The sequence below is a fragment of the Paraburkholderia sp. BCC1884 genome (assembly GCF_900996225.1).
In the GTDB taxonomy this organism is placed as follows: domain Bacteria; phylum Pseudomonadota; class Gammaproteobacteria; order Burkholderiales; family Burkholderiaceae; genus Paraburkholderia.
The window spans coordinates 529466-542472 of sequence record NZ_CAAJGL010000068.1; the positions used below are offsets into that span (position 1 = coordinate 529466).

Sequence of the window (13007 nt, forward strand, 5' to 3'; positions counted from 1 at the left end):
CTTAACAGCCGGCTCGCCGACCCGCACCGAGACAACCCAGCATGAGCACAGCCAAACCGGACCTGCTTTCCCTCGCGTCACGCTTCGCGCTGCTGCCGGACGCGCAGCGCAAGGCTTTTCTCACGAAGCTCGACGCGGCCGGCATCGATTTTCGCGTGCTGCCGATTCCGCCGCGCGGCGAGCGCGCGGCGAGCGTTGCCGCATCGTTCGCGCAAACGCGTCTATGGTTGCATGCGCGCATGATCGACGAACCGGCTGCGTATCACATCACCGAACGCCTGCAACTTGACGGCACGCTCGATGCGAATGCGTTGCGCCTCTCGTGCGATGCGCTGATCGCACGCCACGAGTCGCTACGCACGACGTTCGCCGAAACGCCCGAGGGCGTCGTGCAGAGCGTGCATGCGCCGTCGCGTTGCCCATGGCACGCGAGCGACGTCAGCGCGTTGCCTTCGGACCAGCGCGAGTCCCGCGCCGCAACGCTGGCTCGAACTGACGAAGCGCAACCCTTCGATCTGTCGCTCGGCCCTTTGCTGCGCGCACATCTGATCCGCCTCGACGCGACCACGCATTGGCTCGCGTTGACGACGCACCATATCGTGTCGGACGGCTGGTCGGCGGAGGTGATGTTGGCGGAGTTGGCCTCGTTCTATCGCGCTTATGCGAAGAGTGAAGCCGTGTCGCTCGCACCGCTGCCGATCCAGTACGCCGATTTCGCCCTCTGGCAGCGACGCTGGCTCGACGCGGGCGAGCGCGAGCGCCAATTGGCGTTCTGGCGCGCACGGCTCGATCCGAACCGTGATGTGTTGATGCTGCCGGGCGCGGCCCCACGTCCGGCACAACGCAGTGCGCGTGGCGCGCGGCATCGGTTTTCGATCGACAAGGGCCTGGCGCAGCAGGTCAGAGCGCTCGCCCAGGCACAGCGCGCCACGCCATTCGCCGTGCTGCTCGCGGCGCTGAATGCGTTGCTTGCGCGTGCGTCGGGTGAGGCGCAGATTCAGGTCGGCGTACCCGCCGCGAATCGCGAGCGCGCCGAGGTGGCCGGTCTGGTCGGCTTTTTCGTCAACACGCTGACGCTCGCGACACCCGTTGCGCCGACCCAGCCATTCGCCGCGCTCGTCGACGCAACGCAACAAATTCTGATCGACGCGCAGTCGCATCAGGACGTGCCATTCGATCAAGTGGTGGACGCGCTCGGCGTGGTGCGCAGCGCGAGTCATCACCCGCTGTTTCAGGTAATGGCCGCTTATGGCGCGCATCGGCGGTTGCCGTCGTTGGCCGAGGTTACGCTCACCGGGTTGCCCTCGGGCGCGCCGTTCGCCAAGTTCGATCTGACACTGAGCTTCGAGGAGCGCGACGACGCTTCGATCGACGCGTATTTCATTTATGCGCTCGATCTGTTCGAGGCAGATGCGATCGCGCGTCTTGCAGGCCGATTCGTCGAGTTGCTGAGTCATGCGGTGGGCGCTTCCCGCACGGCGATCGGCGATTTGCAATGGCTGCCTGCCGCCGAACGCGCGCAACTCGACGCATGGAATCAAACGGCGGTCGCGCCCGCCGCTTTTAAGCCTGTTCACCGGCGCATAGCTGACCATGCACACGCGCGGCCGCAGGCACGCGGCGTTGCCGATCTGCATCGCTCGTTGACACGCGGTGAAGTGGACGCACGATCCACGCGTCTGGCGCAGCGGCTCGTCGCGGCCGGCGTGAGCGCGGAGATGCGGATCGGCGTCGCGCTGAACCGCTCGGTCGATCTACTCGTCGGGCTGATCGCAGCCCTGAAGTCGGGTGGCGCATTCGTGCCGCTCGACCCGAGCCATCCGCGCGAACGCCTCGCGCAGATTCTCGACGATGCGCGAATCACTCATGTGATGACGGAGAGCGAAAGCGTGGCCGCGCTGCCGGCATCCGATGACCTGCGGCTGTGGCTGATCGATGAAGAAGCGCAGCGCGACGACTCCGTCGCGGCGGACGTTGAGTTGCCCGCCGTATCGCCACATCAGGCGGCGTATGTGATCTACACGTCCGGCTCGACCGGCAAACCGAAGGGCGTGGTGGTCGATCACGGCTCGTTCGCGCTGCATTGCGCGGCGATTGCCGAGCGCTACGGCGCGGGTGAAAACGACGTGTTCCTGCTATTCCAGTCCGTCAATTTCGACGGCGCGCACGAGGGCTGGTTCTCGCAATACATGTCGGGCGCCGCCGTCGCGATTACGGCGGATACCTTGTGGCCGCCGGCGCAAACCTGCCGGATGATGGCGCGCGAAGGCGTGACGATGACCTACGTGCCGCCCGGTTGCGCGACCCAGCTTGCCGAATGGGCCCTGGCGCACGGTGCGCCGCCGAGCCTGCGGTCGCTCACGGTGGGTGGCGAAGCCACCTCCCGCGAAGCGTTCGCGCTGATGCGCCGTGCGTTCCCGAACGCGCGCATCGTCAACGGTTACGGGCCGACCGAAACCGTCATCACGCCGATGCTCTGGATGTTCTACCCCGGCGACGATCCCACGAAACTCGCGGATAGCGCCTATCTGCCGATCGGCACGCTGGTCGGCGCACGCTCGGCGCATGTGCTCGACGCGCGGCTCAATCCGCTGCCGGTGGATGTGATCGGCGAGCTGTATCTGGGTGGTGAGGGCGTGGGCGTCGCGCGCGGCTATCTGGATCGGCCCGCGTTGACGGCCGGGCGCTTCGTGCCCGATCCGTTCGGCGCACCGGGTGCGCGGCTCTACCGCACGGGCGACCTGGTCAAGCGTCGCGTGGACGGTGTGTTCGACTTCATCGGGCGCGTCGATCATCAGGTGAAGTTGCGCGGGTTGCGAATCGAATTGGGCGAGATCGAGGCGCAGCTCGCCGCGCACGACGACGTGCGCGAAGCCGTGGCGATCGTGCACGGCAAGGGCGCACAGGCCGCACTCGTGGCGTATGTCGAACTGAGCGCCGACGCATGCGGGCGCAGCACGCGTGCCGACGCTGCCGAACTCGACGCACATCTGCGTCATACGCTGCCCGATTACATGGTGCCCCAGCATATCGTCGTGCTCGACGCGTTGCCGCGCAATGCCAACAGCAAGGTGGATCGCGCCGCGTTGCCGGAGCCGCAGCGTATCGTGCGCGCCTATCAGGCGCCGGCCGCCGGGCTCGAAACCGCGCTTGCGCAGATTTTCCGCGAGGTGCTGGGCGTGGAGCGCGTCGGGCGTGGCGATCACTTTTTCGAATTGGGCGGTCACTCGCTGGCGGCGGTACGTGTAGCGACGCGGGTGGCTGAACGGCTCGCCCGTGACGTGCCGGTGCGGACGCTTTTCGAAGCGCCCACGCTCGCGCAGTACGCGCAACGGGTGATGGCTTCGGCACGCAGCGAAGTTTCGGCCGACAGCGCCGTGACGCCTTCGGACGACGCGTCGAGCCGACTGACTGTCGCGGATGCGCAGGGCGTCATGCCGCTGTCCGCGGCGCAATTGAGCTTGTGGTTTCTGTGGCGCGCGCAACCGGATAGCGCGGCCTACAACATTCCCGTGGCACTGCGTTTGCGTGGCTCGCTCGATCTCAGCGCGTTACGTATCGCGTTCGCCGAAGCGGCGGCGCGGCATCCGGCGCTGCGCACGCAACTCGTTGAACGAGAGGGCGCGTTGCCGGGGCAACGGGTGACGGTCCATGCGCCTTTCGAACTGTCGGTGATGGATCTATCGGGTGAATCGGCAGACGACGCTGCTCGTGAAGCCGCCGCCACTGCCCTGACCGACGAGGACGCGCTCGCCCCGTTCAACCTGCTCGACGATGCACCGCTCTGGCGCGTACGGGTCCTGCGTCTGGCCGAGTGTGACCACGTGCTGTCGCTGGTCGTGCATCACATCGTCTCGGACGGACACTCGATCGACCTATGGCTCGACGAAGTCCGCACGCTGTATGTGGCGATCGTGCGGGGCGCGTCGCCGGCGTCGTCGGATGCGGGCTCGGTGTTGCAACGCGAGCTGGTCCTGCCGGTCGCCGCGCCGCGCGCCCGACTGTCGTTCTGGCGCGAGGCGCTTGCCGATGCGCCCCGGCACGTCTTGCCGGCGCCGCCATCGGGGCGTGCCGAGCGGCCGGATTGGAGCGCCGGCCGCTTCGCTTTCGATCTCGATCCGACGCTGGTGCGCGGGGCTCGTGCGATGGCGCTCGACGTCCACGCTACGCTGCCCATGCTGCTGCACGCGGCATTGAACGTCGCGTTTTATCGCATGACGGGCGCCGTGGATCAACCGATCGGCGTGCTCGCCTCGACGCGCGAGATGACCGGCGAAGCCGCGCGCCGCGCGCTGGGCCTCTTCATCAACGCGGTCGTGGTGCGCACGCGGCTCTCGGTCAGTCACACGCCGGCCGCTTTGCTGGCCGAGGTGCGCGATGCCGCGCTCACTGCCTACGCGCATGCCGACACACCGTTCGCCGAGGTCGTCGCGGCAATGCGCGCGAGCCGCCCGCAGACCGGCAACCCGCTTTTCTCGGTGATGTTCAACTACCTGCGTCCCGCCGGCACGGCGCAACGCGATTGGGCCGGCCTCACGCTCGACGACTTCAACGACGTGCGGCACCGCGTGGTGTTCGAACTGGAGCTCGATGTGGTCGAGCATCCCGATGGACGCGTGACGGGTGCATTTTCTTACGCCGACGAATTGGTCGACGGCGCATTCGTAGCGGCGCTCATGGCCGACTATCTCGCGGTCGCGCAGCAGTTCGTGAATGCGCCGCATGAGTCGCTGGGTTCGCCGCCTGCACGATTCGCGCTGGCCGAACCCGTCCGCAACGATCAAGCAGAACCCACCCACGCATTCCATCACGACGACGCAACCGTTCACGCTGCGACGCTCGAACGCGTCTGGAGCGATCTGTTCGAAGGCAACACGCCAGCCCACCACGACGATCTCTTCGAAGCAGGTGCAAGTTCATTCGATGTCGTGCGTTTCGTGGACGCCGCTCAACGTGCTGGCCACGTGCTTTCGATCGCGGACGTCTTCGCCGCGCCGAATTTCGCGCAACTCGGTGCGCGGCTCGTCGCACGGGCCTCGGCGCTCGCGGAGCTACGCGACACCGATTAAAGGACGCGCAAAAGCTCACTTAAAGACCGCATCAACCACGAAATATTTTCCAAAGGCCCGCGCATCCGATGCGCCGGCTTACACCGTTAAGGACCTGCGACATGCACAGAGATACCGTTTTCGATCTGATCGGCATTGGCTTCGGGCCGTCGAACCTCGCGCTTGCCGTGCGCCTCGCCGAAGAGGCCGGCGTGTCGGACCTCGCGCATTGCTTCATCGAGCGCCAGCCGGAGTTCGGCTGGCATCGCGGCATGTTGCTCGACGACTGCCGGATGCAGATTTCCTTCCTCAAGGATCTCGTGACGATGCGTGATCCGAAGAGCCGCTTCACGTTCATCAACTATCTGTTCGAGCGGGGACGTCTGGCGGATTTCGTCAATCTGAAGAATTTCTATCCGACGCGTGTCGAGTTTCACGACTACCTCAGTTGGGTGGCGGCAGCGTTCGACGAGCGCGTGAATTACGGCCAGACCGTGATCGGCATCGAAGCAGTGAAGGGGGAAGGTAAAGCGCAAGATATCGAGGCGCTACGGGTTTTCTCGCGCGATGCCGAGGGCCGCGAGTGGGAACGCTCGACGCGAGCACTGTCGGTGGGCATCGGCGGCGGCCCGCAGGTGCCACCGGCATTCGCCGCGCTCGGCACGCACAACATCGTGCATTCCTCGCAGTATCTGACGTCGATCGATCGTGTGGTCGGCCCGTCGAATGGCGCGCGCAAACGCGTCGCGGTGATCGGCGCGGGACAGAGCGCCGCAGAAGTCTTCGTCGATCTGACGCGCCGTTTTCCGCATGTCGACGCGAGCCTCGTGATCCGTTCGAGCGCGCTCAAACCGGCCGACGACAGCCCTTTCGTCAACGAGATCTTCAGCCCCGCCTTTACCGATATCGTCTATGCGCAGCCGCGCGACGGTCGCCGTTCGCTGATCGAGCGCTTTCGCGACACCAACTACGCCGTGGTCGATCGTCCGCTGATCGAACAGATCTACGAGATGCTCTATTTGCAGAACGTGTCGGCGGACCCGCGTCACCGGTTGCTCGCCAACACCGGTATTGAAACGGCCGTGCGTACGGCAGGTGGACAGATCGAACTCACGTTGCGCGACCGCCTGAACGGGCACGCGCGAGCCGAGTCATTCGACGCGCTCGTGCTCGCCACGGGCTACCGGCGCGATACCCACCTGGATCTGCTGGACAGTCTCACGCCGCATCTGGGCGAAGCACTGGCGCAGGGCGACGTCGAACGCGATTACAGGCTCGTCACTCCGGCGAGCTTCAAACCGCGCATCTATCTGCAAGGTTGCTGCGAAGACAGTCATGGACTTTCCGACACGCTGCTGTCGGTTCTCGCGCTGCGTTCCGATGAAATCGTCGCTTCGCTCGCACGTCACACATCACAGGACCGGTCGGCTAGCCGGACGCCGACATTTCCGTGTACGACGCGGCGGTTCACTGCGGCGTGCGCAACTGACGTTTCGCAGTGAATGCCCAGAACATTTCGATCGCCGCTTCGTGAGCGGCTGCCAGTCCGAGAGCACTTTTTTCTACGGCAATCCGCACACGGTGATCGCCACCGCACGATACGACTGGTCAAGTTTTCGATGCGTGGAGGGTGACGGCAGTGCGTGTCTCTCCACGCGATTTCATTTTTGTTGCACCTTCTCCGAGGAGTCGGCTATGCCGAAGAAGAAACTGGTTTATATCTGGTCGCTGAGAAACGCGGCCGCCGATAAGGCAGGACAGGACGTTGCGTATCGCGACGGCACGCGGTACATGAAATCAGTCTTGGAGTCGCTGGTCGAGGCGCTCAATGAGAGCGACCTCGGCGCACAGTACTCGCTCGAAAGAGTGATCTACGACGACGATGCGGGTTCGGCACGGGATCGCGACAAGCTCAAGGAGTATGGCTTCGCATACGAGCCGGGCAAGCGCTGGTTCTATCCGCCCGATCTGTGTGTGCAGGGCAAACCGGTCAACGACCTGCTGATGGCGATTCCGTCCACCTATCGACGTGAGCCGCTCGGTGCGTCGGGACGTGCTGCGGGCAAGAGCCGCTTTGAAAAGCATCTGCACGATACGCTGGTGGAACTGAAGGCCGATATCGTGGTGCTCGACGGCCTGCTCATCATTCTGGATGAACTCGTGCGGCCGGGTGCGCCGTTCCATCGGAAGATCGTCAACATTCATCCGGGCGTGACGCGCGAGGAATCGCCCTATGAGCGGCGCGGCGCGTATGCGACGCTCGATGCGCTGTACGGCGCGCGCGGCAAGAAGGTGGTGAACTGGAAGACGATGGAAACCGTCGCGGTCGAGCCGCTCTATCTGACTGGCGCGTCGTTTCATTACGTCGACAACGGCATCGATTCGGGTGAGGTGATCCACGACGTGTTGAGCACCGAAATCGACAAGGACGATACGATCCTCGAACTGCGCTGGAACAATTTCAATCGCAGTCTTTTCCCGGCGCTGCACGAGGGACTCGCGATGATGGCCGGGCACGGCGTGCAGGTCGAAGCGTGACCGCCTGAACGAGGCGGTCAGGCGCGTGGGCCGGCCCGGTGCGAGCATGAAGCCGAGGCCGATTGTAAAGAGGCGCCCGATCCGGGCGCCCTTCGTTCACGCGAAGCCTAGAAATTCAGCGTCGCGCTCGCTACTGCGGTACGAGTCGGCGACGGGGCGACATAGTAGCCCCATGCGGTCGTCCAGTAACGGCGGTTGAACAGGTTGTTGATGCCGGCGCGGAAAGTCACGTCCTTGCCTGCGATCTTCGTTTCGTAGCGGCCGCTCAGATCGAACGTGGTGTAGGCCGGCACGAACTGCGTGTTTCCTGCGTCGACGGCCTGGTTGCTCACGTACTTGCCGCCGAAAGCCAGCGTCAGCGGACGCATGTACGACGGGTTGTATTCGACCCGGCCGGTCACGACGAAGCGCGGCGCGCCATAGATGCGTTTGCCTTCCACGGTCGGATCGTCCACGTCGACGGCCTTGCTGTCGAGCCACATCACGCCGCCCATCACGCGCCATTCGTTCGTCACCGCCAGCCAGCCGCTTGCATCGACGCCGGTATAACGCCTGGTGCCGTCCTGCACGAAGATGTTGGAGGAGTTCGTGTAGTTATAGCCCTGGTCCACGCGGAACAGCGCGAGGTTGGCGCCCCACTTGCTGTGGTCGGTTTTGAAGCCGACTTCATACTGCTTGCTCTTGAGCGGACCGAACGTATCCGGGTAGTTCAGGTTGGTGTTCGATGCCGCGCCGCCCTGTTCCAGCGACTCGACGTAGCTCGCATACACCGTCGAATACGGGTCGGTCTTGAACATCAGCGCGAAGGTCGGTGTGACCGGGTCCGCCTGGTATTGCGACGACACCGCGCCGCTCGGGTCGTACACGTGTTCCTGATACTGCGTGTAGCGCACGCCGACCAGCGCCGACAGACGCGACGTGAATTGCACCGTGTCGCTCGCGTAGACGGCAGCTTGCGTGGTGCGCTGCTGACGGTACAGGTCTGCGCCGATGCTGACTTCATCGTTGGTCAACAGCGTACTGTTGTACAGATTGCCGTTGCCGAGGAAATAGCCTTCGTTCCAGCCGGTGCTGTTGCTGTACTCGCTGGTTTGCGTCTCGAAGCTCGCCCCCACCACCACGTCATGCTTGATGCTGCCGGTGTTGAACTTGCCTTCCACCATGCCATCGACGTTCTGGTAGAAGTAGCGCGTCATCGCCGCGTAGAGCGTGTTCGAGTAGTTGCCCGCAGCGTCGCTGACGTACAGGAAACTATCCGAGTTGGTGCGGTTCTCCTTGGCGAAACGGTACTTCACGCTCGCGTGCCAGTTCTCGGAGAGACGGTAATCGAGGCCCGTGCCGAACGAGGCCATTTCCGTCTGGTAGTAGTTCTGCGGCTGCGTCAACGAGTGTGTGACGGTGCTCGCGTCCGGAATACCCAGGCCGCCGCCGAACATCAAACCGAACAGCGTGCCGTTGGTCTTGCGCTTCTGATAGAACGCGTCGGCCGTCAACGTCAGATCCGGCGTGATGCGGAAATCGAACGCGACGGAAGCGACCTGACGGCGCACGTGGCCGTGATCTTCAGCGGTATTGCCTTCTTCGTTCGCCAGATTCAGGCGATAGCCGAAACGGTCGTCGTTGCCGAAGCGACCGCCCAGGTCCACGGCTTCGCTGAACACGCCGGCCGATTTATAGCCGACCGTGATGCTGTGGTACGGCGTGTCGGTCGGGCGCTTCAACACGTAGTTGACGATGCCGCCCGGCGAACCGAAGCCATACATGAAGCCGGACAGACCCTTGAGCAATTCGACCTGCTCGAACGGTTCGAGCGACAGGTCGGTGTCCCACGACGGGAATGTCTGACCGTCCACCTTGACGCTGTTCAGCGTGTCGATCGGCATGCCGCGCACGGTGAAGATCGAGTTTTCGCTGATGCCGTTTTCGCTGATCGCCGAGACGGCCGGATCGTACTTGAACAGATCGTTGGCGGTGGTCGCGAACAGGTCTTGCGCTTCGTCGCTCGTCACGGTGTGAACCGAGAAGGGCGTGTCGACCGCTTTGCGCGTACCCAGCGCGCCGGCGCTGACGGTGTCGGCCTGCGCCACGGTGGTGTCTTTGGCCGCCGAGACGCTCACGGCCGGCAGGGTGGCGCCGGCGTCGCTGGCCGCAACCTGCGCCCAGCCCGAAGTCGACAGCGTGGAAAGCGTCAAACCGACGCTGGCCAGAAGCCCCGCGCTCAGCAGCGAGGGAGTGCGGCGTTGGCCGCGCACAAACGCCGGTCGGCCGGCGACAAAGAATTTCTGCATGTTGTTCGAGTTGGGCAGTGAGGCCTATCGCGCACCGGAACTGTGCGAAACGGCCTTATCGGATGCGAGTGGTTAAGTAATCGAAGTGTAAGAACGCAAGTTCGCTCGAATGGTAATGCATATGATTCGCATTAACAAATGTTTTGTTGACGATCTTGAGTCATCTATAAGACATCTGTCATAAGACATAGGGAAATCTGGCCAAAGCCTTATCTGGCGGGGCTCGACCCCGTGACGAGCGTTTCGGCGATATGTTTGTTTAGCAGCGAGTAGAGGAAAACACGCATATACTCACGCTCTGGCCGTAGAAAGTAGTGCCGAGCGTCGCGTTGACTTGTTGTTTTGCTGCAACGCACCGGTCCGGCACTGCCCAACGCTCTGTCTAACACTCACCTAGCAAAGCATCGAACATGTCCACATCGCCGAAGATCATCTACACCCTGACCGACGAAGCGCCTGCACTGGCGACCTACTCGCTGCTGCCGATCGTCAAGGCGTTCACGCGCTCGTCCGACGTGATCGTTGAAACGCGCGATATCTCGCTTGCCGGCCGGATCATCGCTGCATTTCCCGACTACCTGAGCGCGGAACAGAAGGGTTCCGACGATCTGGCCGAACTGGGTGGGCTGACCACACGTCCGGAAGCGAACATCATCAAGCTGCCGAACATCAGCGCGTCGGTGCCGCAACTGAAGGCCGCGATCGCCGAACTGCGCGATCAGGGCTACAAGCTGCCGGCTTACCCGGACGTCGCCACGACCGACGCTGAAAAAGACGTCAAGGCTCGCTACGACAAGATCAAGGGCAGCGCGGTGAACCCGGTGCTGCGCGAAGGCAATTCGGACCGCCGCGCGCCGCTGTCGGTGAAGAACTACGCTCGCAAGCATCCGCACAAGATGGGCGCGTGGTCGGCAGACTCGAAGTCGCACGTCTCGCACATGAGCGGTGGCGATTTCTACGGCAGCGAAAAGTCGGCGCTGATCGCAGCGGCTGGCGCCGTGAAGATCGAACTGACGGCTGCCGACGGTTCGAAGACGGTCCTGAAAGAAAAGACCAATGTGCAAGCGGGCGAGATCATCGACGCATCGGTGCTGAGCAAGAACGCGCTGCGCAGCTTCATCGAAGCGGAAATCGCCGACGCGAAAGCCAGGGGCGTGCTGTTCTCGGTGCACCTGAAGGCCACCATGATGAAGGTGTCGGATCCGATCATCTTCGGTCACGTGGTCTCGGTGTTCTACAAAGACGTGCTGAACAAGCACGCTGAAGCCCTGGCCAAGGCCGGCTTCAACCCGAACAACGGTATCGGCGATTTGTACGCGCGTCTGAAAGACCTGCCGGCCGAAACGCGCGAAGCGATCGAAGCCGACATCAAGGCCGAGTACGCGCAGCGTCCGCAACTGGCCATGGTCAATTCGGACAAGGGCATTACCAGCCTGCACGTGCCGAGCGACGTGATCGTCGACGCGTCCATGCCGGCCATGATTCGCGAGTCGGGCAAGATGTGGGGCGCGGACGGCGCACTGCACGACGCCAAGGCGGTGATTCCGGACCGCTGCTACGCAGGCGTGTACCAGGCTGTGATCGAAGACTGCAAGAAGCACGGCGCGTTCGATCCGGTCACGATGGGCACGGTGCCGAACGTCGGCCTGATGGCGCAAGCAGCCGAGGAATACGGCTCACACGACAAGACCTTCCAGATCCCGGCAGACGGCGTGGTCCGCGTGACGGACGCAGCCGGCACGGTGCTGATCGAGCAGCCGGTTGAAGCCGGCGACATCTGGCGCATGTGCCAGACCAAAGACGCGCCGGTGCAGGACTGGGTCAAGCTGGCGGTGAACCGCGCGCGCGCCACCGGCACGCCGGCCATTTTCTGGCTGGATTCGGCTCGTGCGCACGACGCGCAGATCATAAAGAAGGTCGAGCAATATCTGAAAGACCACGACACCACGGGTCTGGACATCCGCGTCATGACGCCGGTGGAAGCTACCAGGTTCTCGCTGGATCGCATCCGCGCGGGCAAGGACACGATCTCGGTCACCGGCAACGTGCTGCGCGACTACCTGACCGACCTGTTCCCGATCATGGAACTGGGCACCAGCGCGAAGATGCTGTCGATCGTCCCGCTGATGGAAGGCGGCGGTCTGTTCGAAACGGGCGCGGGCGGCTCGGCGCCGAAGCACGTTCAGCAACTGGTCGAAGAAGGTTTCCTGCGCTGGGACTCGTTGGGTGAATTCCTCGCGTTGGCCGCGTCGCTCGAACATCTGAGCAATGCGTATCACAACCCGAAGGCGCAGATCCTGGCCAAAACGCTGGATCAGGCAACCGGCAAGTTCCTCGACAACGACAAGTCGCCGGCGCGCAAGATCGGCGGTATCGACAACCGCGGCAGCCACTTCTACCTGGCGATGTACTGGGCGGAAGCGCTCGCGGCGCAAACGGAAGATGCCGCTCTGCAGGCGCAGTTCGCTGGCGTGGCGAAGGCCATGGCTGAGAACGAAGCGAAGATCATCGAAGAACTGGCTGCTGCGCAAGGCAAGCCGGTGGACATCGGTGGTTACTACCGTCCGAGCGTCGACCTGACGAGCAAGGCAATGCGCCCGAGCGCCACGCTGAACAAGATCGTGGACGCAGCGGCCTGAGGCCCAGAAGAAGAAATCGCGCACTGAACCACGCGCACAGCGGTAAGCCGTAGCAAGCAGGACGATGGCGCTCTCGAGCGCCATCGTCTTTTTTACGTCCAGTCGGGCAGCCGTCATACCTGCCATCACACGTGAACGATTTCCCAGTCGCTGAGCTTCTCGGGGATTTCGAGCGTCGAAGTATCGTCGCCCTCCGACAGATGCGAGCAGGTCAAACCACGCGCGAGGTCGTCCGCCGCCTGTTGCGGGCTCGAGAACTCGCCGAGCGTCTCATTGCCGTAGCTGGCCGCCCAACCGTCCTGGCCCGGCATGATGTAGAACGCTCCCTGGGTCGATCCAAAGCGAAAGCCTTTCATTTTCAGTCTCCCAATTACCAATTAAAAACCGGTTTGCGAAGGCGCTTCGTCCGCCTGCTCTTGTAAAAGAGTCTACGTCAGCACTTCGCGGCGCAAGGGGCTGTTAGATGGCTTGTTCGAGAGAAAAATATCGTTTAA

General features: G+C 63.4%; 6 protein-coding genes. 4 read left to right on the plus strand and 2 right to left on the minus strand.

Features of this window, described 5'->3' with window-relative positions; genetic code table 11:
* Nucleotides 1–41 precede the first annotated feature (41 nt).
* The 3 genes from FQ705_RS09275 to FQ705_RS09285 all read left to right on the plus strand — a co-directional run bounded on the left by FQ705_RS09275 (nucleotide 42) and on the right by FQ705_RS09285 (nucleotide 7586).
* The gene (locus FQ705_RS09275; RefSeq protein ID WP_144140004.1) at nucleotides 42–5069 is read left to right on the plus strand and encodes a non-ribosomal peptide synthetase; all 5028 of its coding nucleotides are present in this window, start codon (nucleotides 42–44) and stop codon (nucleotides 5067–5069) included.
* A 101-nt stretch (nucleotides 5070–5170) separates the two neighbouring features.
* Complete coding sequence (locus FQ705_RS09280; protein ID WP_144140007.1) at nucleotides 5171–6550, plus strand: lysine N(6)-hydroxylase/L-ornithine N(5)-oxygenase family protein; 1380 nt, start codon at nucleotides 5171–5173, stop codon at nucleotides 6548–6550.
* A gap of 193 nt (nucleotides 6551–6743) precedes the next feature.
* Nucleotides 6744–7586, plus strand: coding sequence for a formyltransferase family protein (locus FQ705_RS09285; protein WP_144140009.1), 843 nt, complete (start codon nucleotides 6744–6746; stop codon nucleotides 7584–7586).
* A 107-nt stretch (nucleotides 7587–7693) separates the two neighbouring features.
* On the opposite strand, the gene FQ705_RS09290 is transcribed toward FQ705_RS09285, so the two are convergent.
* The gene (locus tag FQ705_RS09290) at nucleotides 7694–9874 is read right to left on the minus strand and encodes a TonB-dependent siderophore receptor (RefSeq protein WP_144140012.1); all 2181 of its coding nucleotides are present in this window, start codon (nucleotides 9872–9874) and stop codon (nucleotides 7694–7696) included.
* A gap of 410 nt (nucleotides 9875–10284) precedes the next feature.
* Here FQ705_RS09290 and FQ705_RS09295 point away from each other — a divergent pair, with 410 nt between their 5' ends.
* Nucleotides 10285–12513, plus strand: coding sequence for an NADP-dependent isocitrate dehydrogenase (locus tag FQ705_RS09295; protein WP_144140015.1), 2229 nt, complete (start codon nucleotides 10285–10287; stop codon nucleotides 12511–12513).
* Between the two features lie 125 nt (nucleotides 12514–12638).
* Here FQ705_RS09295 and FQ705_RS09300 read toward each other — a convergent pair whose 3' ends face one another.
* The gene (locus FQ705_RS09300) at nucleotides 12639–12869 is read right to left on the minus strand and encodes a hypothetical protein (protein WP_144140017.1); all 231 of its coding nucleotides are present in this window, start codon (nucleotides 12867–12869) and stop codon (nucleotides 12639–12641) included.
* Nucleotides 12870–13007: the final 138 nt, after the last annotated feature.